19 protein-coding genes are annotated in these 24,235 nt (G+C 72.2%); 10 read left to right on the plus strand and 9 right to left on the minus strand.

The genetic code is table 11. The annotated features are described in order from the left end of the window. Positions 1 to 119 precede the first annotated feature (119 nt). The 3 genes from EJV46_RS13635 to EJV46_RS13645 all read left to right on the plus strand — a co-directional run bounded on the left by EJV46_RS13635 (position 120) and on the right by EJV46_RS13645 (position 5,386). Positions 120 to 2,237, plus strand: a complete 2,118-nt coding sequence (locus EJV46_RS13635; RefSeq protein ID WP_131549183.1) for a molybdopterin-dependent oxidoreductase — start codon at positions 120 to 122, stop codon at positions 2,235 to 2,237. A gap of 87 nt (positions 2,238 to 2,324) precedes the next feature. After that, a complete protein-coding gene (locus EJV46_RS13640; RefSeq protein ID WP_131549184.1) occupies positions 2,325 to 4,847 on the plus strand; it encodes a heavy metal translocating P-type ATPase in 2,523 nt (840 codons plus the stop codon). Positions 4,848 to 4,891: 44 nt separating this feature from the next. Continuing rightward, a complete protein-coding gene (locus EJV46_RS13645; protein ID WP_131549185.1) occupies positions 4,892 to 5,386 on the plus strand; it encodes a CinA family protein in 495 nt (164 codons plus the stop codon). A gap of 1 nt (position 5,387) precedes the next feature. On the opposite strand, the gene EJV46_RS13650 is transcribed toward EJV46_RS13645, so the two are convergent. Beyond that, a complete protein-coding gene (locus tag EJV46_RS13650) occupies positions 5,388 to 7,520 on the minus strand; it encodes a heavy metal translocating P-type ATPase (RefSeq protein WP_240782546.1) in 2,133 nt (710 codons plus the stop codon). A gap of 191 nt (positions 7,521 to 7,711) precedes the next feature. Between EJV46_RS13650 and EJV46_RS13655 the strand changes: the two genes are divergently transcribed. Beyond that, complete coding sequence (locus EJV46_RS13655) at positions 7,712 to 8,686, plus strand: tripartite tricarboxylate transporter substrate binding protein (protein ID WP_131549186.1); 975 nt, start codon at positions 7,712 to 7,714, stop codon at positions 8,684 to 8,686. A gap of 66 nt (positions 8,687 to 8,752) precedes the next feature. On the opposite strand, the gene EJV46_RS13660 is transcribed toward EJV46_RS13655, so the two are convergent. Continuing rightward, positions 8,753 to 10,354 carry an amidohydrolase gene (locus tag EJV46_RS13660; RefSeq protein ID WP_131549187.1) on the minus strand — a complete coding sequence of 534 codons (1,602 nt, stop codon included), beginning with the start codon at positions 10,352 to 10,354 and terminating at the stop codon, positions 8,753 to 8,755. A 66-nt stretch (positions 10,355 to 10,420) separates the two neighbouring features. After that, a complete protein-coding gene (locus EJV46_RS13665; RefSeq protein WP_131549188.1) occupies positions 10,421 to 12,016 on the minus strand; it encodes an ABC transporter substrate-binding protein in 1,596 nt (531 codons plus the stop codon). Positions 12,017 to 12,361: 345 nt separating this feature from the next. Between EJV46_RS13665 and EJV46_RS13670 the strand changes: the two genes are divergently transcribed. Next, a complete protein-coding gene (locus tag EJV46_RS13670; RefSeq protein WP_131549189.1) occupies positions 12,362 to 13,039 on the plus strand; it encodes a Crp/Fnr family transcriptional regulator in 678 nt (225 codons plus the stop codon). Continuing rightward, a complete protein-coding gene (locus tag EJV46_RS13675) occupies positions 13,036 to 14,802 on the plus strand; it encodes an adenylate/guanylate cyclase domain-containing protein (RefSeq protein ID WP_131549190.1) in 1,767 nt (588 codons plus the stop codon). The genes EJV46_RS13670 and EJV46_RS13675 overlap by 4 nt, the downstream gene beginning before the upstream one ends. 44 nt (positions 14,803 to 14,846) lie before the next feature. On the opposite strand, the gene EJV46_RS13680 is transcribed toward EJV46_RS13675, so the two are convergent. Next, the gene (locus EJV46_RS13680; protein ID WP_131549191.1) at positions 14,847 to 15,458 is read right to left on the minus strand and encodes a FecR domain-containing protein; all 612 of its coding nucleotides are present in this window, start codon (positions 15,456 to 15,458) and stop codon (positions 14,847 to 14,849) included. A 190-nt stretch (positions 15,459 to 15,648) separates the two neighbouring features. Between EJV46_RS13680 and EJV46_RS13685 the strand changes: the two genes are divergently transcribed. Further along, positions 15,649 to 15,942, plus strand: coding sequence for a hypothetical protein (locus EJV46_RS13685; protein ID WP_131549192.1), 294 nt, complete (start codon positions 15,649 to 15,651; stop codon positions 15,940 to 15,942). Between the two features lie 7 nt (positions 15,943 to 15,949). Here the strand turns inward: EJV46_RS13685 and EJV46_RS13690 are convergent, their stop codons facing one another. Then, complete coding sequence (locus EJV46_RS13690) at positions 15,950 to 17,341, minus strand: amidase (protein ID WP_131549193.1); 1,392 nt, start codon at positions 17,339 to 17,341, stop codon at positions 15,950 to 15,952. Between the two features lie 119 nt (positions 17,342 to 17,460). Between EJV46_RS13690 and EJV46_RS13695 the strand changes: the two genes are divergently transcribed. Continuing rightward, positions 17,461 to 18,351 (plus strand): polysaccharide deacetylase family protein, encoded by an 891-nt coding sequence (locus EJV46_RS13695; RefSeq protein ID WP_165585525.1) that lies wholly within the window; start codon positions 17,461 to 17,463, stop codon positions 18,349 to 18,351. A 10-nt stretch (positions 18,352 to 18,361) separates the two neighbouring features. Beyond that, positions 18,362 to 19,291 (plus strand): polysaccharide deacetylase family protein, encoded by a 930-nt coding sequence (locus EJV46_RS13700; RefSeq protein WP_131549195.1) that lies wholly within the window; start codon positions 18,362 to 18,364, stop codon positions 19,289 to 19,291. 57 nt (positions 19,292 to 19,348) lie between these two features. On the opposite strand, the gene EJV46_RS13705 is transcribed toward EJV46_RS13700, so the two are convergent. The 3 genes from EJV46_RS13705 to EJV46_RS13715 are packed head-to-tail and all read right to left on the minus strand — an operon-like array spanning position 19,349 to position 22,479. Next, positions 19,349 to 20,125, minus strand: coding sequence for an SDR family NAD(P)-dependent oxidoreductase (locus tag EJV46_RS13705; protein ID WP_131549196.1), 777 nt, complete (start codon positions 20,123 to 20,125; stop codon positions 19,349 to 19,351). Beyond that, the gene (locus EJV46_RS13710) at positions 20,125 to 21,702 is read right to left on the minus strand and encodes an ABC transporter substrate-binding protein (RefSeq protein ID WP_131549197.1); all 1,578 of its coding nucleotides are present in this window, start codon (positions 21,700 to 21,702) and stop codon (positions 20,125 to 20,127) included. Before EJV46_RS13710 ends, EJV46_RS13705 begins: the two co-directional genes overlap by 1 nt. Positions 21,703 to 21,717: 15 nt before the next feature. Continuing rightward, positions 21,718 to 22,479, minus strand: a complete 762-nt coding sequence (locus tag EJV46_RS13715; protein ID WP_131549198.1) for an SDR family NAD(P)-dependent oxidoreductase — start codon at positions 22,477 to 22,479, stop codon at positions 21,718 to 21,720. Positions 22,480 to 22,646: 167 nt separating this feature from the next. Between EJV46_RS13715 and EJV46_RS13720 the strand changes: the two genes are divergently transcribed. Beyond that, entirely contained in the window at positions 22,647 to 23,474 is an 828-nt protein-coding gene (locus tag EJV46_RS13720; protein ID WP_165585526.1) for a TauD/TfdA family dioxygenase, read from the plus strand. Here EJV46_RS13720 and EJV46_RS13725 read toward each other — a convergent pair. Then, positions 23,471 to 24,223 carry an alpha/beta fold hydrolase gene (locus tag EJV46_RS13725; RefSeq protein WP_131549200.1) on the minus strand — a complete coding sequence of 251 codons (753 nt, stop codon included), beginning with the start codon at positions 24,221 to 24,223 and terminating at the stop codon, positions 23,471 to 23,473. The genes EJV46_RS13720 and EJV46_RS13725 overlap by 4 nt on opposite strands. Positions 24,224 to 24,235 lie beyond the last annotated feature (12 nt).

Raw genomic sequence — 24,235 nt, forward strand, 5'->3', positions numbered from 1 at the left:
TCCGGCCGGCGGGCGGGAGCGGCGGCCGGAAAGTCATGGCCGGGAGCGGAACGCGAAGCCGGTCTGGATCAAGGCGCCCCGAGCATGCAGTGTGGCAGCCGTATGACCAGGACACCGGCATGAGCCTCCAAGCCCAAGGACGCGGCGTCTTCCGCAACTCCGTCTGCCCGCACGACTGCCCCTCGACCTGCGCGCTGGAGGTGGAGGTCATGCCCGGCGCGCAGCGCATCGGCACCGTGCGCGGGGCGGCGGCCAACAGCTACACGGCCGGCGTGATCTGCGCGAAGGTCGCCCGCTATGCCGAGCGCCTGCATCATCCGGAGCGCCTGACGCGCGCGCTGCTGCGCACCGGCCCCAAGGGCTCCGGCCAGTTCCGCGAGATCGGCATGGAGGAGGCGCTGGACCGCGTGGCGGAGCGCTTCGCCGACGTCACGGCGAAACATGGCGCCGAGGCCGTCTGGCCCTACTACTTCGCCGGCACCATGGGCCTCGTGCAGCGCGACGGCATCAACCGGCTGCGCCATGTCATGCGCTATTCCCGCCAGCGCAGCACCATCTGCAGCACGATCTGCGAATCCGGCTGGATGGCGGGCGTGGGCAGGTTCACCGGCCCCGACCCGCGCGAGATGGCGAGGTCCGACCTCATCGTCATGTGGGGCGGCAATCCCGTCGCGACGCAGGTGAATGTGATGACGCACATCGCCCGCGCCCGAAAGGAGCGCGGCGCGCGCCTCGTCGTCGTCGATCCCTACCGCACGGGCACGGCCCAGGCCGCGGACCTGCATCTCCCTTTGCGCCCCGGCACCGACGGGGCGCTGGCCTGCGCGGTGATGCATGTCGCCTTCCGCGACGGCTTCGCCGATCGCGACTACATGGCCAGCCACTCCGACGCCGATCCGGCGCTGGAGGCGCATCTGGCCGGACGCGGCCCGGAATGGGCCTCGGCGATCACCGGCCTTTCCGTCGAGCTCATCGAGGCCTTCGCGCGCGAATACTGCGCCACCGAGCGCGCCTATATCCGCTGCGGCTACGGCTTCTCCCGCTCGCGTAACGGCGCGGCCGGCCTGCATGCGGTGACCTGCCTGCCCACGGTCACGGGCAAGTGGCGGCACGAGGGGGGCGGCGCCTTCTGGAACAATCGCGGCATCTATCACTGGGACAAGACGCTCATCGAGGGGCTGGACCGCAGGGACACCAGCATCCGCGAGATGGACATGTCCCGCATCGGCGCCGTGCTGACCGGCGACCGCCAGGAGCTCGGCGCCGGCCCGCAGGTGCACGCGCTCCTCATCCAGAACGTGAACCCCGTGACGGTCGCGCCCGACAGCAACCGCGTGCGCCGCGGGTTTCTCCGCGAGGATCTCTTCGTCTGCGTGCATGAGCAGTTCATGACCGAGACGGCCCGCATGGCCGACCTCGTTCTGCCGGCGACCATGTTCCTGGAGCACGACGACCTCTACCAGGCCGGCGGCCACAGCCATATCCAGATCGGCCGGAAGCTGATCGAGGCGCCGGGCGAGGCGCGGTCCAACCACGATGTCCTCGCCGGGCTGGCCCGGCGCCTCGGCGCCGGACATCCCGGCTTCGACATGACGGCGATGGAGGTGGCGGATGCCACGCTGCGCGCCTCCGGCTGGCCGGGCGCGACCGAGGTGATGGAGAACCGCTGGGTCGATGCCCAGCCGGATTTCGCGGCGAGCCACTTCCTCCACGGCTTCGGCCACGAGGACGGCCGCTTCCGTTTCCGCCCCGACTGGGCCGCGATCGGCCCCGATCATGCGCGGATGCCGAAGCTGCCCGACCACATGGCGGCGATCGACGAGGCGGATTCCAGGCATCCCTTCCGCATGGTGACGGCCCCGGCGCGGCAATTTCTCAACACGACCTTCACCGAGACCCCGACGGCGCGGAAGCGCGAGGGCCGTCCCACCGCGCTCATCCATCCCGAGGACGCCGGAAGACTCGGCGTCGAGGAGGGCGGCCGCGTGCGCCTGGGCAATGCCCGCGGCGAGGTGATCGTGCATGCGAAGCTCTTCGACGGGCTGCAGCCGGGCGTCATCGTGGTCGAGAGCGTCTGGCCCAACGCGGATTTCGAGGGCGGCATCGGCATCAACGCCCTGACGAGCGACGATCCGGCTCCGCCCGCCGGCGGCGCGGTGTTCCACGACACCGCCGTCTGGATGCGGGCCATCGCGGCGCGGGCCGAGGCACCGCCGCCGGCCCTCGCGGCGGAGTAGCGCCCGCCACATCCGACGCCGGCCCACTTGACCTTCCCATATGGGGAGGCCCCATCTCCGGCCGGCTGAACTTTGAGGAGCGGCGAGATGGCCGAATGCGCCTGCGGGCAAGACCATGGCGCGGCACCCCGAACCGCGATCGACCCGGTCTGCGGCATGGTGGTGGACCCCGCGAAGACCGGGCATCACGCCGAGCATGCCGGCCAGTCCTATCACTTCTGCCGTGCCGCCTGCCTGGCGAGGTTCGAGGCCGATCCCGGCCGCTATGCGAGGAAGGCAGGGACGACCGCCTTCTCCTGCGAGGCTGAGCATCACGCCCCGGCCCAGGCGGCGGCGAAGGATCCCGTCTGCGGCATGACCGTGGACCCGGCGAAGACGCCACATCACGCGCGTCATGCCGGCACCGAGTATCATTTCTGCTCCGCCGGCTGCCGCACCAGATTCGCCGGCGACCCGGAACGCTACCTCACGCCGAAGCCGCAAGCCGAGCCGGTCGTCCCCGGCGCCATCTACACCTGCCCGATGGATCCCGAGATCCGCCAGGAAGGCCCCGGAACCTGCCCCATCTGCGGGATGGCGCTGGAGCCCGAGATGCCCACGGCCGATGCCGGCCCCAATCCCGAGCTCGTCGATTTCACGCGCCGCTTCTGGATCGGTCTGCTCCTGACGCTGCCCGTCTTCGCGCTGGAGATGGGGGGGCACCTGCTGGGCGGGCATCTGGTCGCGCCCCGGACCGGCAACTGGATTCAGCTCGTGCTGGCGACGCCGGTCGTGCTCTGGGCCGGCTGGCCCTTCTTCGAGCGCGGCTGGAAGAGCCTCGTCACGCGCAACCTCAACATGTTCACGCTGATCGCGATCGGCACGGGCGTCGCCTGGGCCTACAGCGTGATCGCGACCGTGGCGCCCGGCATCTTCCCGGCCGCTTTCCGTGGGCATGACGGCGCGGTCGCGGTGTACTTCGAATCGGCCGCGGTCATCACCGTGCTGGTGCTGGTCGGCCAGCTCCTGGAGCTCCGGGCGCGGGAGCGCACCGGCGGGGCCATCCGGGCGTTGCTCGACCTTGCGCCGGCCAGGGCGCGCCGCATCGCGGCCGACGGCTCCGAGGCCGAGATCGACCTGGCCGAGGTCCAGGTCGGCGACCGCCTGCGGGTCCGGCCGGGCGACAAGGTGCCGCTGGACGGCGAGGTGCTGGAAGGCGCCTCCTATCTCGACGAAAGCCTCGTCACCGGGGAATCCGCGCCGGTCGCCAAGGCGCCGGGCGCGCGGGTCATCGGCGGCACGCTGAACGGGCAGGGCGCCTTCGTCATGCGCGCCGACCGCGTGGGGCAGGACACGGTGCTGGCGCGGATCGTGCGGATGGTGGCCTCGGCGCAGCGCTCCCGCGCGCCGATCCAGCGCCTGGCCGACCGGGTGGCGGGCTGGTTCGTGCCGGCGGTCATCGCGGTCGCCATCCTCGCCTTCGCGGCCTGGGCGGCCTGGGGGCCGGAGCCCCGCCTGGCCCACGGGCTGGTGGCGGCCGTGGCGGTGCTGATCATCGCCTGCCCCTGCGCGCTCGGCCTCGCCACGCCCATGTCCATCATGGTCGGCGTGGGCCGCGGCGCCCAGGCCGGCGTGCTCATCCGCGACGCCGAGGCGCTGGAACGGATGGAGCGCATCGACACGCTGGTCGTGGACAAGACCGGCACGCTTACCCAGGGACGCCCCGAGGTGGTGGCGCTGATCCCCTCCGGCCTGGAGGAGGCGGAGCTTCTGCGCCTCGCCGCCGGCCTGGAGCGGCCCAGCCAGCACCCGCTCGCCGAGGCGGTGGTGCGGGCCGCGCAGAAGCGTGGCCTCGCCATCCCGGCCGTCGAGGGCTTCGACGCCCCCACCGGCCGCGGCGTGCTCGGCCGCGTGGAGGGCCGCGCGCTCGCCATCGGCAATGCGCGGCTGATGGCCGAGCAGGGCGTGGACGTCTCCGGCATCGCCGCTGAGGCGGAGCGGCTGCGCGGCGAGGGCTCCACCGTCTTCTTCGTGGCGGCGGAGGGCAAGGCCGCGGGCCTGATCGCCGTTGCCGATCCGGTGAAGGACAGCGCCGCCGGCGTCCTCGCCGGCCTCGCGGCCGAGGGCGTGCGCGTCGTGATGCTGACCGGCGACAGCCGCGCCACCGCCGAGGCCGTGGCCAGGCGTTTGGGCATCGCCGAGGTCGAGGCCGAGGTCCTGCCCGAGGACAAGCAGCGCATCGTCGAGCGGCTGAAATCCGAGGGCCGGCACGTCGCCATGGCCGGCGACGGCGTGAACGATGCGCCCGCGCTGGCCGCGGCCGAGGTGGGCATCGCCATGGGAACCGGCACCGATGTCGCCATCGAGAGCGCCGGCGTCACCCTGCTGGGCGGCGATCTCGCGGGGATCCTGCGCGCGCGGCGGCTGTCGCGGGCGGTCATGCGCAACATCCGGCAGAACCTGTTCTTCGCCTTCGTCTACAATGCGGCGGGCGTGCCGATCGCGGCGGGCGTGCTCTATCCGATCTTCGGCCTGCTGCTCTCGCCGGTCATCGCGGCGGCGGCGATGGCGCTGTCCTCGGTCAGCGTGGTGGGCAATGCGCTGCGCCTGCGCGCGGCGAAGATCGACTGATCGCCGATTGCGCCGCACACTCGCGGGAAGGAGAGCGAGACCGCATGGACAAGCTGTTGATGATCGCCGCGCCGCTGGGCGAGCGCCTGCGCCGGCGCAAGGAGACGGTCGCCGTCTCGGAATCCTCCGCGGGCGGGCTGATCTCGGCCGCGCTGCTCGCGCAGGCCGGCGCCTCGGCCTATTTCCTCGGCGGCGCGGTGACCTATACCGGCCCCGCGCGCCTCGGCCTGGTCGGCATCACGCCCGAGGACATGGCGGGGATGCGCTCTTCCAGCGAGCCCTATGCCATGCTGCTCGCGCGCCGGATGCGCGAACGGCTGGGCGCGACCTGGGGCCTGGCGGAGACCGGCGCGGCCGGTCCCACGGGCAACCGCTACGGCGACGCGGCCGGCCACAGCTGCCTCGCCATCTCCGGGCCCGTCGAGATCGTGCGGACGCTGGAGACCGGCATGGCGGGCCGGTGGGAGAACATGCTGGATTTCGCGGCGGCGGCCATGGCGCTGCTGGGCGAGGGGCTGGACGCCGCCGGACAGGGCTGAATCAGGGCTTCCAGCGCAGCAGACGGAGCGCGTTGAGCGTCACCAGCACGGTGGCGCCCGTATCGGCCAGGATGGCCGGCCACAGCCCCGTGATCCCGGCCAGCGTGGTCAGGAGGAAGGCGCCCTTCAGCCCGACCGCGACGGCCATGTTCTGCTTCACATTGGCCATGGTGGCGCGCGAGAGCGCGACGAGCTCGGCCACCCCCGTTACGCGGTCCTTCAGCACGGCCGCGTCGGCCGTCTCCAGCGCGACATCGGTGCCGCCGCCCATGGCGATGCCGACCGAGGCCGCGGCGAGGGCCGGCGCGTCGTTGATGCCGTCGCCGACCATCGCGACGGGGCCGAGGGCCCTGAGCGCGGCGATCTCCCGCAGCTTGTCCTCGGGCAGCAGCTCCGCCTTCGCCTCCAGGCCCAGCCTGGCGGCGATGGCCGCCCCGGTGCGCGCATTGTCGCCCGTCAGCATGACCGGCCGCACGCCCAGCGCCGCGAGCGCCGCCATGCCGGCGGCCGCATCCGCGCGCGGTTCGTCGCGGAGCGCGATCAGGCCCAGCGGCGCGTTGCCGATGAGCGCGACGGAGACCGTCTTGCCCTCGCCCTCCAGGCGCTCCAGCGTCGCGGCGAGCGGGCCGGACACCGGCGCATGCCGCGGGCTGCCGACCATCACCACCCGCCCGGCGACCACGGCCTGCACCGCCTTGCCTGGGGTGGCCGAGAAGCCGCGCGCCGGCGGCAGGCTCAGGCCGCGCCGGCCGGCCTCGGCCAGGATCGCGCGGGCCAGCGGATGCGCGCTGCCCTGCTCCACCGCCGCGGCCAGGGCCACGAGTTCGTCCTCGGAGCGGCCCTCGGCGGGGATCAGGTCCGTCACGCGCGGCCGCCCCTCGGTCAGCGTGCCCGTCTTGTCGAAGGCGATGTGGCACGCGGCGCCGATCGCCTCCAGCGCCGCGCCGCCCTTCACCAGCAGCCCGCGCCGCGCGCCGGCCGAAAGCCCCGAGGCCATGGCCGCCGGCACCGAGATCACCAGCGCGCAGGGACAGGCGATCAGCAGCACGGCGAGGCCGCGATAAAGGCTGGTCGCCCAGTCCCAGCCCAGGAGCGGGGGCGTCGCCAGGATCACCAGCAGCGCGACGATCATCGCGCCCGGCGTCCACCAGGCGGAGAACCGCTCGATGAAGCGCTGTGTCGGCGCGCGCGAGGCCGAGGCCTCCTCCACCATGCGGATGATGCGCGCGATCGTGTTGTCGGAGGCCGCATGCGTGACGCGCAGGCGCAGGGCGCCTTCGGCATTGATGGAGCCCGCGCGCACCGTCTCGCCGGGGCCGCGCGCCACCGGCACGCTCTCGCCCGTGACGGGGCTCTCGTCCAGCGCGGAGCGGCCCTCCTCGATGGTTCCGTCGCAGGCGACGCGGTCGCCGGGACGGACCAGCACGAGATCGCCGACCGCGAGGCGCGCGGCTGGGACCTCCTCCGTGCCGCCGGCGGCGGTCACGCGCAGCGCGGTCCGCGGCATCAGCGCGGCCAGCGCGCGGATTCCGGCCCGCGCGCGCCCGGCGGCGATCGTCTCCAGCATCTCGCCCAGCGCGAAGAGCAGCACGACGACGGCCGCCTCTTCCGCCGCGCCGATGAGGACGGCGCCGATCGCGGCCGTGCACATCAGCGTCTCGATGGAGAAGGGGCTGCCCATGTGGGCCAGCGCCAGGGCCCGCCGCCCGAAGGGGATCAGCGCCACCGCCGTGGCCGTGACGAAGAGCGGGTCGGTCAGCCGCTCCGGCAGGACCAGCGAGAGCAGGGTCGCCGCGCCCACCAGCCCGCCCAGCAGCCAGGTGAGCTTCGCCTTCCCGGTCGCCCACCAGGGCTTCTCCGCCTCGGCCGGGTCGTCATGGCCGTGATGCGAATGGCCCTGGTGCTCGTCGGGGGCCGCCGCCGTGGCCAGCGGCGTCGCGGTGAAGCCGAGGGCCGCCACCTGGCGTTCCACCTCCTCCGGCCGGGCGGTGGACAGCGAGGCGGTCAGGCGCTCCGCCATCAGGTTCACCTCGATCCCCGAGATGCCCGGCATCTTCTCGAGCGCGCGGGTGAGGCTGGCCACGCAGCCCGCGCAGTCCATGCCCTCCACGCGCCAGACCAGCTTTTCCGACATCGGCGAAACTCCGGGAGAACCCAAGCCTCCCTTAATTGGTGGCGCAAGGCCATGTCCGCCAGGAGCTCCGGCGCCGCCGGGACCTCTGCGGCGAAGCCGCGAGCCGTGGGCGTTCCCTCCGGCATTCCTCTCGACTAGGCTGGGAGCGCCGCAACGTCTCCGGCCTCGTGAAGGCGCTCTCGGAACAGCCCATGATCCATCCCTCCCGTCGCGCCCTGGGTCTCGGCGCGGCCGCCCTGCCCATGACGGCCCGGGCGCAGGCGGCCTGGCCCACGCGCCCGGTGCGCCTCGTCGCGGCCTTTGCCGCCGGAGGCGGGGTGGACCTGCTCGCCCGGATCGTGGGCGCCCAGTTCGAGCGCGGCTTCGGCCAGCCCTTCCCGGTGGACAACCGCACGGGAGCGGGCGGGCAGGTCGGCACCGACGTTGTCGCGAAGGCGCCGGCGGACGGGTATACGCTGCTCGCCACCTCCTCGGCCGCGCATGGCGTGGCGCCGGGGCTCTATCCGAACCAGCCTTATGACGCGATCCGTGACTTCACGCATATCGGGCTGATTGCCAGCGGCCCCATCGCCTTCCTGGTGAATGCCCGGTCGCCCTATCGCACGCTGGCCGATTTCATCGCCGCGGCCAGGGCAAAGGGCGCGCCGATGACCTTCGGCTCGGGCGGGACGGGCAGCCTCGCCCATCTCACGGGCGAGATGGTCCATCGCCGCCTCGGCATCGAGATGACGCATGTGTCCTATCGCGGCAGCGCGCCGGCGCAGGCGGATCTGGTCGCGCGCAACATCGATGCCATCCTGGACAACCTCTCGACGCATGCGGCGCTGATCCGGGCGGGAACGCTGCGGGTGCTGGCGGTGGCCTCGCGCGAGCGCACCCCCGGCGCCCCGGACGCGCCGACCTTCGCCGAGCTCGGCTATCCGGATCTTGTCGCCGCGGCCTGGTTCGGCCTCTGCGGCCCTGCGGGGATGGCGCCGCCGCTCGTGGCGCGGCTGAACGCGGCCCTGCGGGAGGCGACGGCCAAGCCCGAGGTGCAGGCGCAGATCGAGCAGCTCGGCCTGCGCGCGGAAGGCGGCATGTCGCCCGCGGAATACGGCGCCTTCGTCGCGGGCGAGGTGGCGCGCTGGCGCGAGGTGGTGCGGATCGCCGGGGTCAGGATCGAATAGGCCGGAACGGCGCCGGGGCGCGGGGCCCCGGTGGACGGGTGCGAGGGGGGCGAAGCCCCCCTCGTCTCAGAGTTCCTCGCCGGCGCCGGTTCCGCTGACCGGCGTGGGGATGCACCATTCCTCGCCGCGCGCCGTCGAGACGTATTCCGGCCACCAGAGATCGACCGGCGGCACGAAGTCCTTCGGCAGGAGCGGGCCCACCCATTTGCCGCCGCCGACGCCGCCGCCCGTGCGCTCCTTGAACTCCGCCTGCGCGGCTGCGAGCGCCTCCGGCAGGGTCGCGAGGTCGACCAGCGTCAGCGCCATCGTCTTGCCGGCGACGAACATGCCCGGGTCGATCGCGGCGGGCAGGCCGCCCAGCGCGTTGAAGGCCCAGTTCGGATAAGCATAGCCCTTGGTCGGCGGGCGCATGCGCGGGCGCGCGGCCAGCAGGCGCACCGTCGGCGCGTGCCAGGAATATTCGACATAGTCGTCGGCGCTGAGATGCTTCTGCCAGGCGGGCAGGCCGCCGCGCAGCCGGGCTTCGTTCTCCTCGGGCGGCATCAGGCGCGTCACCGTCTCGATGAAGGGATCCTCCATGGGCTCGAGGCCCAGGTTCTTCTGGATCGCGCGGCCGAACTCCAGCGCCTCCTCCGAATAGGCCGGCGCGCCCACGGCCTGGAGGTTCTTCCAGGTGAGGTCGGTCATCGCCTGGTTGGGCAGGCCGACGCGCGTTTTGGTCACCCAGCGCACATGGGCCTTGCAGCCCGTCATCGCCGCGACATGCTTCGCGTTGTTCGCCAGCACGCGCCAGATCTGCTCCTGGATGCCGAGCGCGGAGGAGCGCCAGGAATACTGGATCTGCGAGAAGCGCGGCGGCAGGTTGTCCGAGGTCGCGCCGCCGTCGCCGAGCACGAATTCGTTCAGCGTCCAGGAGCCGGCATGCGGGAACATCGCCTCCTTGGTGTACTTGGTGGTCGTGTACATCAGGCACAGCGCGTCGAGCGCGCCGGGGCAGCGGGCCTGGGCATGCGCGCCCTCGATGGGCACCAGCGTCGGGTCGATCCAGGTCTCGGGCGAGGTCGCCTCGAAGCTGATCACCGCGCTCCAATAGGCGCCGAAATGCGTCTCGCCGGTGACGGTGTTGTAGGGCCAGGGATGCCAGACGACGGCGGCGTCCATGTCGTCGAAATAGCCCTTGGCCGCGTGGATGGGCTTGGAGCCGCAGACCTTCTCGGCCGGCTCGCCGAAGAGCTTCAGCGTGCCCGCCACGCCGTGCTGCTGCATGGCGGCCTTGGCGCCGAGGATGCCCGTCAGCGCGGCCGTGCCGAGCATCGAATGCGGGTCGGTATGGCCGGCAGCATAGGGGTGCACGCCCTCGCGCGGGGCCTGGTAGGGCACGACCTGCTGCGAATTGCCGGGCACCGCGTCGTATTCGGAGAAGCTGGCCAGCACCGGCCCGCCGCTGCCCTGCGTCCACTTGGCGGCGAAGGCGGTCGGCATGTCGCCTGAGCCTTCCTCGACCTCGAAGCCCTCGGCGCGCAGCAGCTCCACATAGTCGCGGACGGACTTGTATTCGCGCCAGGCCGGCTCGGCGTAGGACCAGATCTTCGCGTTGAAGGCGGAAAGCCGCTTCTCATTGGCGGCGATGTAGTCGAGCGCGCTTTGGCGCACCGCGTCGTTGGCCATGTCTCGTTCCTCTTGATGAATGATGCGGGGCCCGCCGGATGCGCATCCGGCGGGCCCTCACCTGCCTCAGGCCTGGCGACGGACGTTCCAGAAGGTGCAGAAGCCCGGATTCACGTCGCGGATGTCCGAACGGAAGGCGGTCGGCATCAGGTACTGGCCGGTCGGGTAATAGGGCACCTCGCGCATCGCCTCGACCTGGATGTCGCGGCAGATCGCCTGCTGGCTGGCGAGGTCGGGCGCCTCGAACCAGGCGTTCCGCAGTTCCTCGATCCTGGGCATTGTGGCCCAGCCGCCATAGCCAGCATCGCCGTTGCCGCGCAGCGCGATATGGCCCGCGGGGTTCAGCCAGTCGGTGCCCACCCAATTTGTCACGAAGGCGCTCCAGCCGCCCTCGGAGACGGGTCCGCGACGGTTGCGGCGCTGGAGCATGGCGTTGAACTCGACCGAGTAGACCTCGACGTTCATGCCCGCGCGCTGGAGGCTGTCGACCACCACGGGGCCCACGAGCGCGTTGGGCTCGGAGGTCGAGGGGATCATGAACAGCACTTTCTCGCCGTTATAGCCCGCGGCCTGGAGGTCGGCCCGGGCCTTCTCGACGTTGCGCAGGCCCATCAGGGGTTCGAGCCCGGCGGTGGAGGCCATCGGCGTGCCGTGGCCGAAGAAGCCGAGCGGCGTGTTGTAGAGGCTGGTCTCGGCCGGACCCACGAGCGCCTGCATGTAGGACACCTGGTCGATCACGCTCCAAAGCGCGCGGCGGATCGCGGGGTTGTTGAAGGGCGCCTGGGTGTGGTTCACGCGCACCATGCCCACGAAGCCGGTGGGATCGAGCACGCGGACCTGGACACGGCGGTTGCGGCGCATCAGCGGCAGCAGGGCGTGGAAGGCGTATTCCTGCCAGTCGGCCTCGCCTGCCAGCAGCGCATTGGTCGCCGTCGCGCTGTCGGGCATCACGGTCCATTCGACGCGGTCGAAGTTCACGACCTTGGGGCCGGCCGTCCACTCGCGGGGGCCGTCGCGGCGGGGCACGTAGCCTTCGAACTTCGTATAGACCACGCGGGCGCCCGGGATGCGCTCATCGGCCTTGAAGCGGAACGGACCGGAGCCGATGATCTCGGGCACCTGGCGGAAGGGGTCGGTATTGGCCAGGTGCTCCGGCATCATGGCGCAGACCGGCACCGAGGCCTTGCCGAGCGCGAGGGGCAGGAGCGGGAAGGGGCGCTTCAGGCGGAAGCGGATGGTCCGGTCGTCGGGCGCGCTGAGCTCTTCCGTCACGGCCATCAGGGCCTCGCCGAAGGGATCGCGCTTGGCCCAGCGCCTGATGCTGGCCACGCAGTCGCGCGCCGTCACCTTCTCGCCATTGTGCCACAGCAGGCCGTCGCGCAGCGTGAGGTTCCACAGCCTGCCGTCGTTCTCGACGGTGTGGCCGTCCACCATCTGCGGCACGGCCTGGAACTTGCTGTCCATGCCATAGAGCGTGTCGAAGACCATGTAGCCATGGTTGCGGCTGATATAGGCCGTGGTGGTGACCGGATCGAGCGTGACCAGGTCCTGCTGGGGCGTGAACTTCAGCGTGGTGGCGGATTGCGCGCGGGCGGCGGAAGGGGCGGCCAAGGGGGATGTGAGGGCCGCGCCGGTGGCCGCGAGCAGGCTGCGTCTTTGCATGATGGGGGACTCCTCGGCCGGGATGGCGATCCGGTCGGGAGCATGCGCCGATCCGCCCCCGGCGCAACCCGGACGAGGCGGTCCCGGGACGCGGGGAAGGGCCGGCCTGCTCAATCGGCCGGCCGGGTGAACATCTCCTGGGCAGCCGCCTAAGGCCCGCCCGGGGCGGGCCTGCATCGCCAGCGCCGGATCGCCGGAGCGCGGAAGCCGGCGCCGCTGCCGGACGGCTCAGGCGGCGTGCCGTGCCTGGACGACTTCGACGGGGCGAGGGCATGGCCGCCCGATGCCGTGGGCGGCCCATGCTTGCGTGTTCCGTCCGGAACAGGGCGGTGGCATGCTCGCCCCGTGGCCGAACCCCAGGACATCCGCCGCGCGATCGACCGGTCGCCGCTGCTCGCCGACGTGCCGGAGGGCCCCAGGGCAAGGCTGGCCGCGGCCGCGCGACGCGTGCGCTACGCCGCGGGCGCGCCGATCTTCCGCCGGGGCGATGCGGGCGAGGGGATGCTGCTTGTGCTGGACGGGCTGGTGCGCCTCCACCTTTCCACCCCCGCCGGGCGCGAGATGACGATCGGCCTGGCCGGCGCGGGCGAGCCGGTCGGCGAGATCGCGCTGATCGACGGCGAGCCGCGCAGCGCCGACGCCACCGCGCTCACCCCCGTCGCCGCGCTGCTGCTCCGCCACGCCGAGGCGAAGGCGATCCTCCGCGAGGAGCCGGAGCTGGCGTTGGCCCTGCTGCGCACCCTCGCCGCCCGGATCCGCCGCACCACCGACCAGGCGGAGGCGGTGGCGCTGCAGCCCCTGCCGCAACGGCTGGCGGGGGCCCTGCTGCGGCTGGCGGCGGTGGATCCCAGCGGGCTGGTCCGCCAGTCGCAAAGCCAGATCGCCGCGCTGGTGGCGGCCAGCCGGCCCAAGGTGAACCTGGCCCTGTCCGAGCTGCGCGACCGCGGCCTGGTGGAGCAGGCCCGCGTGGGGCTGCGGCTCGCCGATCCGGACGGGCTGCGCAAGCTCGCCGGGCAGGGATGAGGTCCGGCGCGCTGGCGGCGGCGCTGGTCGCGGGCGCCGGGCTGCTCTTCGCCGCGCCCGTCGGCGAGCTGCGCGAAACCGCCGCCGATGCGCTGATCCGCGCCTGGCCGCGGCCGGATGCCGCAGCCCCCGTCCTGGCCGTCGCGATCGGCGAGGAGGAGCTGGCCGAGCTCGGCCCCTGGCCCTGGCCGCGCGCGACCCTGGCGCGGCTGGCCGCGCGCCTCGCCGGGGATGGCGCGGCGGCGGTGGTGCTGGACGTCTCGCTGGTCGAGCCGGCCGAGGGCGACGCGGCGCTGCGGCAGGCGCTCTCCATCGTGCCGGGCGTCGTCGCGGTGCTCGAGGGCGCGCTGCCGCAGCCGCGCAGCCTCCCTGTGGCCACGCTCGGGGCGCCCGATCTCACCGGGCTTCCCCTGTTGCGCGGCGTGGAGCCGCAGCCCCTGCCGGACATCCCCGCCGGGCTCGGCGCGCTGCCCGGCCGCACGATCCGTTCCGTGCCGATGCTGGCGCGCGTCGCGGCGCCCGGCGAGCCGCTGCTGCCGGGCCTGGCGCTCGCCGCCCTCGCGGCCGCGCTGCGCATGGAGACGCTGCTGCTGCGCGAGGGATCGCCCGTGCTGATCCAACTTGGACGGGCGGGCCTGCCGCTGCCGTGGGATGGGCTGCTCCGCCTCGATCCGCCGCTTCGTCCCGTGCCGCGCCTGAGCGCCGCCGCCGTGCTGCGCGGCGAGGCGGGAGAGGCGGCACGGGGCCGCATCGTGCTGATCGGCGTGACGGCGCCTGAGGCGGCGCCGCTGCGCCCCTCGCCGCTCGGCCCTTTCACGCCCGCGCTGCACATCCAGGCCGAGGCGGTGGCGCAGCTCGCGGCCGGCTGGGTGCCGCTGCGCCTGGCGGGTGGCCCCTGGACGGAGGCGGCCACCGGCCTGCTGCTCGGCCTGCTTGCCGCCTTCGCGGTGAGCCGCGCGCCCGGGCCCGGCTTCCTGCTGGCGCTGCTGCTGGCCCTCGCCTGGCCCATGGCCGCGCTGACCGCTCTGCGGCTGGGCGCGACGCTGGTCGATCCCGTCCTGCCGGCCGCCGCCGCGCTCGCCGGCGGGCTCGCCGAGGCGGCGGCCACGGCGCGGCGCCTCGCGCGCGAGAGGGCGCGGCTGCTGGCGCGCTTCGCGCATCGCCTGCCAACGGGCGTCGCGGACCAGCTCCTCGCCATGCCCGAGGCGGAGCGGCTGCGGCCGGAGCTTCGCCGCGTCGCCGTGGTGATGACCGACCTCGCCGGCTTCTCTGCCATGGTCCGCGCGGGCCGCCCCGACGCGGTGGTCGCCACGCTCAACGCCTATCTCGCCGGCATTGAGGCGGCGGTGCTGGCGCAGGGCGGCACGCTGGAGCGGCTGATCGGGGACAGCGTGCTCGCCGTCTTCGGCGCGCCCGTGCCGCAGGCGGACAATGCGGCCCGCGCGCTCGCCGCCGCCCGGGCCATCGACGCCTTCGCCGAGGACTTCCGGCAGCGTCCGGCGGCCCGCGCGCTCGGCTGGGGCGAGACCCGCATCGGCGTGACGGCCGGCGAGGTGCTGGCGGGGGAGGTGGGCGGCTCGCGCCTCACCTGGTCGGTCTGCGGCGATGCGGCGAACCTCGCCGCGCGGCTGCAGGAGCTGGGCAAGAGCCTGGGCCGGCGCGCGCTGGTGGCCGGCATCGAGGATGCGTCCCTGCCCGGGCCGGTCGGGCGCTTCGGGCTGCGCGGCCTGGAGGGCGAGGTCGAGGTCAGGCCGCTCGGTTGACGATCGGTTCACGCCGCCGGGCGAAGCCCTCCGGCGGTCCCGTCTCAGCTGACCAGCGCCATCGCCCGCGCGATGCGCGGCGCCCCCCAGCGCACCACCGGCCCGAGGGGGCCGCCCGGCACGGCCTGGTCGACGCCCTCGCCCGCGCCGAGCTCGGCGGTGCCGCCGCCGGCCTGCACGGCGACCCGCCCGCGCTCGACGAAGACGGCGTTGCGGCCGTCCAGGAGGCCGGCGAAGAAGCGGGTGCCGCGCACGCCGATCCGGGCCCAGGGCAGCCGCACCTCGATGGGCGAGGTGCCGGCCTGCGGCGCGCGGTCGAGCAGCAGGGGCCCCTCGAAGACGCGCAGGACCGTCCCTGGGCGCGGACCGTCGAGGGTCAGCGCGTCGATGCGCAGGCTGGCCTTCTCGCCGAGCCGGATCTCCAGCCCGCCCACCAGCCGGCAGGCCAGCCGCGCGGCCAGGCCGGTGCTGAGCGTGTCGTTCAGCAGCAGCGCGTCCTGGGCCGAGAGCATTCGCGTCGGCACGCCGGTATAGTCCGCGCGCGCCTCTCCGGTGACGGCGGCCACCTGGCCGATGCGTGGGCGCTCGGCCAGGGCATCGCGTGCGGTCAGCCCGAGCAGCACGGGGGCCGCGAGGGCGCGTCGGGCGACGGACATGGAGACCTCCAGGGTGTCGGTCCATGCCCGATTACAGGCCGAGGGCCCGCGAGTGCAAATTCCGCGGCATGGCCCGGCCTCGGCGCTTTACAGACCGTTACACTTTGCCCCAGGAAAAAGGCAGCCCTGCCGCGACCTCGCCCCACCGAAAGGGTTGAAGGGGGCATATGGAAATCCTGAAGGAGGAACCATGCGTCGCCTTCTCATCGCAGCCGCGCTCGGGATCGGGGTTCTCTCGTCGGGCGCAGCGCCCCGACAGGCCACGGCCGCGCCGTTCAATCCCGGCCAGGTGGAATGGGGCGCAGGCGTGACGCCCGTGCAGTATTACGGCCGGCCCTACTACGGCCGGCCCCATTACGGCCCGCGACGCTACTACGGACCGCGGCGCTATTACGGGCCGCCGCGCCGCTATGGCTATTACGGGCCGCCGCCTCCGCCGCGCTACTACCGGCCGCCGCCCCGCCCGTATTACGGCTGGCGGTAACGGCCGATCAGGCGATCGCCGGCTCGATGGTCTCCACCATCCACCGCGCGATCGCCGTCATTGCCGCGTCCGAATGCGGCTGTCCGACAAGCTGGATGCCCATCGGCATGCCGCCGACGGCCGTCATGGGCGAGGTCACGACCGGCGCGCCGAGCGCCGAGCTCGGCGTGTTGTAGACGGCATCGCCCGTGGGCCGCGGCGCCAGCGGCTGGCCCGGGACGTCGCCCGGCCAGAGCGGCGCCGGCCCCGGCGAGGCGGGCGCGATCATCGCATCCACGAGCGGCGCGAGGGCCGCGTGGCGCTGCCGGATCTCCTCTCGCCGCAGGACAAGGGTGCGGTAGTCGGCCGGCGTCAGCTTCTCGGCCCCGGCCAGCGTGTTCCTGATGCGCTGGCTCACCCCGTCCGGATCGGCGTTCACGAGGTTGCGGTGGCCCCAGTGGTTCTCCCAGGCGGTGATGGTGTTGGTCAGCACCTGGATGCCCTGCAGCGACTCCTCGAAGGCCTCGATCATCGGATTGTCGCCGCGCCGAAGCACCGTCACGCCGGTGGCGCGGAGTCGCTCGATCAGCGTCTCGAAGGCCGATTTGCTGGCGTCGTCCAGCAGGGCCCAGCCCTCGGCCTCCATCACGGCGAGCGTCATGGGCTTGCGCGCCTCGGGCGTGGTGCTCGGGCCGAAGAGGCCGAGGCGGCCCGGATCGCCGCCGGCGCGCGTCGCGATCTCGATGGCGACCTGCCACATGTCCTCGATGCTGCCGGCATGGGGCCCATGGGTGCTCATGCTGGTCGCCTGGCGCTCGCCGCGGTTGATGCCGCCCTGCGTCGGCTTCAGGGCGAAGTTCCCGCAATAGCCGGCCGGCCGGATGATGGAGCCGCCCACCTGGGTGCCGATCGCGGCCGGCACCATCCGCGCGCCCACCGCGGCCGCCGACCCCGAGGAGGAACCGCCCGGCGTGCGCGCGGGGTCGAAGGGGTTGGTGGTCGCCGGGGGATGCGAGCCGCCGAGCTCCGCCGTGGTGGTCTTGCCCAGCACCACCGCGCCCGCCTCGCGCAGCGCCCAGACGGCCGCGTTGTCGCGCTTCGGGAAGTTCCCCTCATAGGCCTTGCAGCCCATCTGGGTCGGCATGTCCCTGGTCTCGAGCAGGTCCTTGATGCCGATGGGCATGCCGTCGATCGGCGAGAGCGGCTGGCCGGCCTTCCAGCGCGCCGTGCTGGCATCGGCCGCCTCGCGCGCGCCGGCCTCGTTCATGACGACCCAGGCCTTCACCACCGGCTCGCGCGCCGCGATCGTCTCCAGGCAGCGCTCCAGATAGGCGCGCGGCGTGTCCTTGCCGGTGGTGAAGGCCGGCGTGGCGTCGTGCCAGGTCAGCGCGCGGAAGTCCTTGGGCGAATAGTTCGGCATGCTGGGCACCCTCCATCGGCGGCGTCATCATAATGAATGCGATTGTCCCCGCGCGACCTCTTGCGTGCCGCGCGCCGGTGTCGGAGCATCCCCGCGAAACGTCGAATGGGGAAGCGGCCTTGACGGAAAATCTCGACGCGGAGCTGGACGAGCTCGACGCGGCGGCCAAGCGGCACCTCGCCCGTCACGAGCCGATCACCGATCCGAAATGGCCGGGCGGCGCGCGCATCGCGGTGAACCTCACCGCCGATTTCGACGCCATGCTGCTGCGCCGGCTGATGAACGAGCCGGCCATGCAGCTCGCCAAGGGTGAGTTCGGCGGGCGCGTCGGGATCTGGAGGATGATCGAGCTCTTCGACAGCCACGGCATCAAGGGCACGATCTTCACGCCGGGCCGCATCTGCGAGCTCTATCCGCAGGCCCTGGCCGCTGCGGCGAAGAGCGGCCACGAGATCACCGACCACATGTGGGAGCACCGCGTTCCCAAGGAGCCGGAGCTGGAGCGCGACCACCTCACGCGCTCCACCGAGGCGCTGGCGAGGATCGCGGGCTACCGCGGCGTCGGCACCCGCAGCGGCCACAGCCACAAGCTCCTGCGCGAGCTCGGCTACATCTACCGCTCCAACGGCTCGGCGAGCCACATGCCGCACTACCTGCGCGATCCCGACGGCTCGAACGTGCTGATCAACCTGCCGTTCCACTACGCCATCGACGACGCGATGTTCTACTCCTTCGCCTGGATGGGCACGCCCAACGCGGCGCAGCGCATCTCCGATCCCGAGCGCGTGATGGACATGTGGTGGGAGGCCTTCCTGCAGCAGCACGCGACGGGGCGCGGCTACCTCAACATCTGCATGCATCCCTTCGTCTCGGGCCGCGCGCTGCGCACGCTGATGATGGACAAGCTCATCACCCGGATGAAGGAGAAGGGCGGCGTGTGGTTCGACACCTGCGAGGCGACGGCGCGGCACTGCATCGCCGTACAGCCCCCCAGCGGCGGCTGGAACTGAGGAGGACGCCATGCCCTGGAAAGACAACTACACGGTTTCCGACGAGCGCGGCCTCGCCGATGCCGAGCTGCGCTGGCCCGACGGCAGAAGCTGCTGCGTCAGCATCACGGTGGACCTCAGCCTCGCCGCGACCGGCGAGGGGCTGAAGACGGCGGAGCTCTCCACGCCCGTCGCGCGCTTCGCGATGACGGAGGGGCTCGACAACCTGCTCGGCGTGCTGGGGCAGCACGGGCTGAAGGCCACCTTCGCCACGCCGGCGGCCATGGCGCGGATCCACGGGGCGAAGCTGCGCGAGATCCAGGCCGAGGGCCATGAGATCGCCGCCGAGGCGCTGCTGCACGAGGATGTCTCGGGCCTGCCGCGCGAGATCGAGAAGGCGCGGCTGGAGCGCACCACGGCCATCCTCTCCGACGCGGTCGGCAAGGCGCCGGCGGGCTGGTTCATGCTCTCGCGCCAGGGCGACCAGTTCGCCGGCGGCACCATCAGCCCGAACACGATCGACCTGCTGATCGAGGCCGGCTACCGCTACTACGGCAACGGCCTCGCCGACGACGCGCCCTATTGGACGGCGGTGGACTTCGCGAGCGGCCGCGCGCTGCCGACGATGCCCTACTACTACCACTTCGACGACCAGTATTTCTGCATGTTCCCGATCAAGGGCACCGGCCTCGAGAACGTGGACATGTTCTTCCGCAACCTGCGCTGGGAGTTCGAGGCGCAGCACAAGCGCGGCCGCCATTTCCACATGACGCTGCACCCGCAGCACATGGGCTACATGCATCGCCTGAAGATGCTGGACGACTTTCTCACCTGGATGAAGGGCCATGCCGGGTTGTGGAACCCGACGGCGGAGCAGTGCATCGCGCATTGGACGGCGACGCACCCCGCGCTCGCCCTAGAGCCCAGCATCTGGCAGGACTATCCCGGCAGCCTCAGTTAAGGGGTCCAGGGCAAAAAGCCCTGGTGGGGGTCCAGGGGGCGAAGCCCCTTGGATTCTTTATAAGAAGCCGCCGTCGACAGGCATCCCCACGCCCGTGACGTAGGACGCCGCTTCCGAGCACAGGAAGCCGATCACCGCCGCCACCTCATGCGCCTCGCCCGCCCGTCCGGTCGGGAAGTCGCGCAGCATGCCGGCCTTGTGCTCGGGCGAGAGCGCCTCGAAGCGGTCGCGGATGCGGCTGCCCTGCTCGGCCAGGATCAGCGAGGGCATGACGGCGTTCACCGTGATTCCGTGCGCCGCCTCGTCCTTCGCCAGCTGCGACGTGAAGCCCAGCAGCGCGGCCTTGGAGGTGGAATAGGCGAGGCGGGCGCCCTGCGTCGTCACCGGCCCCTTCCGCCCGCGCGCCAGGGTGGAGGAGGTGTTCACGATGCGGCCATAGCCCCGCGCCCGCATGCCCGGCACGAAGGCGCGCGAGAAGCGGAAGGCGCTGGTGAGGTTCAGCGCCATCACATGGTCCCACAACTCGTCTTCCATCTCCTCGATGGTGCGGACGGGCCGCGGGCCCGAGCCGCCCGCGAGGTTCACCAGCACATCCGTGCGGCCCAGCGCCTCGGCCTTTGCCAGCGCCGCGGCCGGTGCCCTGGGGTCGAGCACGTCCAGCGCCAGCACCTCGGCACGCCCGCCGGCCCCGCGCACGCGCTCGGCCGAGGCCGTGAGCGGCCCCTCCTGCACGTCCAGCATCAGCACGCCGAGGCCCTGCTGCGCGAGCTGCAGGCAGACCGCGGTGCCGATCCCGCCCGCCGCGCCGGTGACGGCGGCCCAGCGCGCCGCCATCAGCGCCGTGCCCGCTGGATGTTCCAGAGCACCGGGAAGCCCACGTCGAGCACGCCGCGCAGATCCGCGCGATACACCGCCGGCCCGGCGAACTGCCCGAGCAGCACGACATTCACATGCTCATGCGCGAGCGTCTGCAGCTGACCCGCGATCTCGCGGCGGCGCGCCATGTCAGGTTCCTCGGAATACTGCCGCAGCAGCGGCACCTGCCGCTGGTCGCACCACCAGCCCGGATAGACGTTGGCGCAGTTGTAGACCATTGCCGGATTGACGATCGGGTCCGGCATGTCGAAGCCGGTCCAGACCAGCGGCACGATGTTCCACCCGCCCTGGCCGACCGGGTTCCGGTTCACGCGCCGCGAGGCCACGCTGCTCCAGTCGGTCGAGACCAGGTCGATGTTGAAGCCGGCGCGGCGCAGCTGGTCCATGGCGACGAGCGAGACCGGGTCGATCAGCGCGGAATCGCGCGAATGCAGCACGGTGATCGGCTGGTTGTTGTAGCCCGCCTCGCGCAGCAGCGCGCGCGCGCGCTCCATGCTGTGGTTGCGCAGCGATTCGGTGCCGGCCTCGGTCGCGTAGGGGCCGCCGCACATGAAGAAGGTGTAGCAGTGCTGATGCACCATGTCGGGCGGCAGGCCCGTCGCCGCGACGACGTCCGACTGCTCGATGGCCTGCTGCGCCGCGCGCCTCACGAGGACGTTGTCGAAGGGCGGGATGGTGTGGTTGAGCGTCAGCGCGCCCACCACCTCGCCGCCGCGCAGCCCAGGGGTGACGACGACGCGACGGTCGCGCCGCAGGCTCTCGATGAAGTCGAGCGGCGCGCGCTCGATATAGTCGATCTCGCCCTGCTGCAGCGCGCCGACCTTGGTCGCATGGTCGGGGATGCTGACGAATTCCGTGCGCTCGAAATGCACGACCTTCCCGCCGGCGAGGCCGTCGGCCGGCTCGGAGCGCGGGCGGTAGCGCGCGTTGCGGTAGAAGACGACGCGGTCGCCGGGCCGCCATTCCTCGCGGCGGAAGACGAAGGGGCCGGAGCCGACGATCTCGGTGATCTGCTGCGTGCCGGGCGTGTTCGCGATGCGCGCGGGCATCATGTAGGGCACCAGCGTCGCCGTCTTGCCGAGCGCCTCCAGCACCAGCGCGAAGGGGCGGTTGAGGCGCATCACGAAGGTGTCGGGCGCGGTGGCGTCGAGGCTCGCGGTGGCCTCCATCAGCTGCCGGCCCAGCCCGTCGCGCGCGCCCCAGCGGCGGATCGACGCCACGCAATCCTCGGCGGTGACAGGCGTGCCGTCGGTCCATTCCTGGCCGGGCCGGAGCTTGAAGGTCCAGGTGAGGCGGTCGGCGCTGACCTCCCAGCCCTCCAGCATCTGCGGCCGCATGACGCCCTGGCTGTCAGGCGCGACGAGCGTGTCCCAGACCATGGAGCCGAAGGCGCGCGTCACCACCGAGGGCGAGACGATGGGGTCGAGCGTCTGCAGCTCGTTGTTCATCACCAGGCGCAGCGGCTGTTGCTGCTGCGCCTGCGCGCCGGCCGCGCCGAGCATCGCGAGGCCGAACAGGAGGGCTTTCGTTTTCATCCCCGTATCCTTTCTTCAGATCTGAACCCGGCCGCCATCGACCTCGATGACCGCGCCCGTGGTGAAGGAAGATTCGGCGCAGCTCAGGAAGAGGATGGCCTTGGCGACCTCCTCCGCGGTGCCGAGCCGCCGCATGCCGACGCGCGAGAGGAATTCCTGCATCTTCGCCTCGCGGTCGGGCACACGGCTGAGCGTGCGCTCGAGCATGGGCGTGTGAATGGGGCCCGGCGCCACCGCGTTCACGCGGATGTTCTCGCCCGCGAATTCCAGCGCCAGGGCGCGGCTCAGCATCACCAGCCCCGCCTTGGCGGAGCAGTAGGCGCCGAGATTGGGCAAGGGCCGCATCCCGGCGCCGGAGGCCAGGTTCACGATGGTGCCGCCGCCGGCGGCGCGCAGCAGCGGCAGCGCCTCCCGCGTGACGAGGAAGGGGCCGTCCAGGTCGATGGCGTGAACGCGACGCCAGTCTTCGAAGGAGGTCTCGGCGAGCGGTCGCCACAGGCTCACGCCGGCGGAATTCACCAGCCCGTCCACGCCGCCGAGCGCCGCGCCCGCGGCCTCGACGGCCTTGGCCACCGAGGCTTCGCTCGTTACGTCGCAGGCGAAGCCGGCCGCGCCCTGGCTCGCCGCGCCCTGGCCGAGGGAGGCCGCCGCCGCTGCCCCGCCGTCCAGGTCCAGCAGCGCCACGCGCGCGCCCTCGGCCAGGAAGAGGCGCGCCGTCTCCAGCCCGATGCCGGAGGAGCCGCCGGTGATGATGACGCGCCGGCCTTGCATCCGCATGCGGGATCGTTCCTTCCTGGCAATAGCAATGAACGAAGCCTTTCACGCCCTCGCCCGGGCGCAAAGAGGCATCGACAGGCAAGGCCGGAAAAATTAGCATGGCCTCCGGAACTCGACGTCCTCATAATGAATTGCTGCGGCGCGGAACGGCCGCGAGGGAGATCACGATGGAAGGGTTGTCCACGCCGACCGCAGGGCTCGACCTGCATCCGCTCAATCCGCATTTCGGCGTCGAGGTGCGCAACCTCGACCTGCGTGACGATCCGAGCGAGGCCACGCGCGCCGCGCTGCGCGCGGCCTTCCGGCAGCACCGCCTGCTGCTGCTGCGCGGCCAGGAGATCACGACCGAGCAGCAGACCCGCTTCGCCGAGATTTTCGGCCCCGTGCAGCTGCGCGAGCGGAACAAGGTCAAGAGCGCCGAGGCCACGGCGCAGCACGTGTCCAACGTGCGCGCGGACGGCGTCTTCGGCAAGGGCGACCTCGCCTTTCATTGCGACCAGCTCTTCCAGAAGGAGCCGCTCTCGGCGCTGATTCTCTATGCCATCGAGGTGCCGGTGAATGCCGGCGGCGACACACGCTTCGCCGACAATGTGACCGTGCTGGACCGCATGCCCGCGGCGCTGCGCGAGCGCGCGGAGACGCTGCACATTCGCCACGAATACACCTTCCGCGGCACGCTCGCGAAGGACTGGAACATGGATGCCTCGGCCGAGCTCTCCGCTGTGCATCCCATGGTCTGGCGCGCGGCGCCGGAGGATCGCGGCGCGCTCTGGGTGAACAAGCTCTCCAGCGTCGAGGTGACGGAGTTGCCCGGCGCGGAGGGCGTGGCCCTGATGACCGAGCTGCGCGAGTATCTCCACGACCCGGCGATCATCTACGACCACGCCTGGAAGCCCGGCGACCTGGTCCTCTGGGACAACCGGCGCCTCCAGCACGCGCGCACGCCCTATGACGAGACGCAGCCGCGCACGCTGCGTCGCAGCCCGATCGTCTAGCTGCCGCGCGTCCTCGCCTTCAGGAAGGCGAGGACGCGCTGCTCCTGTTCGGCGCGGTGATCGGGACCGCGCCAGTTCGTCAGCACTTCCACCTCCGGCAGTAGCTCGGCAAGCTCTGCGCTGGTCGCGGCCGGATGCGGGATGTCGGTGCCCGGCAGCAGGAAGGCCGGCACCGGGCAGTTCCGCACGAACTCCCGGTCCACGCAGAAGACGAAGTCGCGCGCCCACATGTTCCGGCCGAAGCCGGCCAGCGCCTCCTCGGTGATCTCCGGGCGCTCGGCGCGCAGCGCCGCGGCCCATTCGGCATGGCTCTCGGGAAAGTACTCCGGGTGCTCCGGGTTGAGGCCGATCGGATTTTGCAGCACCGCGGCCGTGATGCGGTCCGGCGCGGTCTCGATGGCCTTCAGGCAGAAGCTGCCGCCGATGCAGCCGCCGAGCACGTGGAATTTCCCGAAGCCGAGATGGTCCATCAGCGCCAGATGATCGGCCGCATAGCTGTGCCATCCATCATCGGCCCCGATGCCGGCGCGCGACCGGCCGGCATTGCGCTGGTCCATCGCGATGGCGGTGAAGCCGGCGGCGGGCAGGGCTTTCGTCCAGTCCACCCAGGGCCGGGGCGGACCCTCGGTGGGCGCGGACCACATCTCCATCCGCGAACGAAGCCCGCCGGGCGCGAAGAGCAGGACCGGGAAGCCGGAGCCATGGACCTCGTACCGGATCTCGCCGTCGGGACGCTTCAGTGTGGGCATGCCGCTCTCCGT

The organism is Roseococcus sp. SYP-B2431 (assembly GCF_004336745.1).
Taxonomy (GTDB): Bacteria; Pseudomonadota; Alphaproteobacteria; order Acetobacterales; family Acetobacteraceae; genus Roseococcus.

What these genes read in the sequence shown, in the direction of transcription:
- EJV46_RS13680 (WP_131549191.1), bottom strand. Translation starts at nt 15,458, where the DNA reads ATGTCCGTCGCCCGACGCGCCCTCGCGGCCCCCGTGCTGCTCGGGCTG.
- EJV46_RS13640 (WP_131549184.1), top strand. Translation starts at nt 2,325, where the DNA reads ATGGCCGAATGCGCCTGCGGGCAAGACCATGGCGCGGCACCCCGAACC.
- EJV46_RS13685 (WP_131549192.1), top strand. Translation starts at nt 15,649, where the DNA reads ATGCGTCGCCTTCTCATCGCAGCCGCGCTCGGGATCGGGGTTCTCTCG.
- EJV46_RS13690 (WP_131549193.1), bottom strand. Translation starts at nt 17,341, where the DNA reads ATGCCGAACTATTCGCCCAAGGACTTCCGCGCGCTGACCTGGCACGAC.
- EJV46_RS13665 (WP_131549188.1), bottom strand. Translation starts at nt 12,016, where the DNA reads ATGCAAAGACGCAGCCTGCTCGCGGCCACCGGCGCGGCCCTCACATCC.
- EJV46_RS13725 (WP_131549200.1), bottom strand. Translation starts at nt 24,223, where the DNA reads ATGCCCACACTGAAGCGTCCCGACGGCGAGATCCGGTACGAGGTCCAT.
- EJV46_RS13650 (WP_240782546.1), bottom strand. Translation starts at nt 7,520, where the DNA reads ATGTCGGAAAAGCTGGTCTGGCGCGTGGAGGGCATGGACTGCGCGGGC.
- EJV46_RS13675 (WP_131549190.1), top strand. Translation starts at nt 13,036, where the DNA reads ATGAGGTCCGGCGCGCTGGCGGCGGCGCTGGTCGCGGGCGCCGGGCTG.
- EJV46_RS13710 (WP_131549197.1), bottom strand. Translation starts at nt 21,702, where the DNA reads ATGAAAACGAAAGCCCTCCTGTTCGGCCTCGCGATGCTCGGCGCGGCC.
- EJV46_RS13715 (WP_131549198.1), bottom strand. Translation starts at nt 22,479, where the DNA reads ATGCGGATGCAAGGCCGGCGCGTCATCATCACCGGCGGCTCCTCCGGC.
- EJV46_RS13660 (WP_131549187.1), bottom strand. Translation starts at nt 10,354, where the DNA reads ATGGCCAACGACGCGGTGCGCCAAAGCGCGCTCGACTACATCGCCGCC.
- EJV46_RS13700 (WP_131549195.1), top strand. Translation starts at nt 18,362, where the DNA reads ATGCCCTGGAAAGACAACTACACGGTTTCCGACGAGCGCGGCCTCGCC.
- EJV46_RS13645 (WP_131549185.1), top strand. Translation starts at nt 4,892, where the DNA reads ATGGACAAGCTGTTGATGATCGCCGCGCCGCTGGGCGAGCGCCTGCGC.
- EJV46_RS13705 (WP_131549196.1), bottom strand. Translation starts at nt 20,125, where the DNA reads ATGGCGGCGCGCTGGGCCGCCGTCACCGGCGCGGCGGGCGGGATCGGC.
- EJV46_RS13635 (WP_131549183.1), top strand. Translation starts at nt 120, where the DNA reads ATGAGCCTCCAAGCCCAAGGACGCGGCGTCTTCCGCAACTCCGTCTGC.
- EJV46_RS13655 (WP_131549186.1), top strand. Translation starts at nt 7,712, where the DNA reads ATGATCCATCCCTCCCGTCGCGCCCTGGGTCTCGGCGCGGCCGCCCTG.
- EJV46_RS13720 (WP_165585526.1), top strand. Translation starts at nt 22,647, where the DNA reads ATGGAAGGGTTGTCCACGCCGACCGCAGGGCTCGACCTGCATCCGCTC.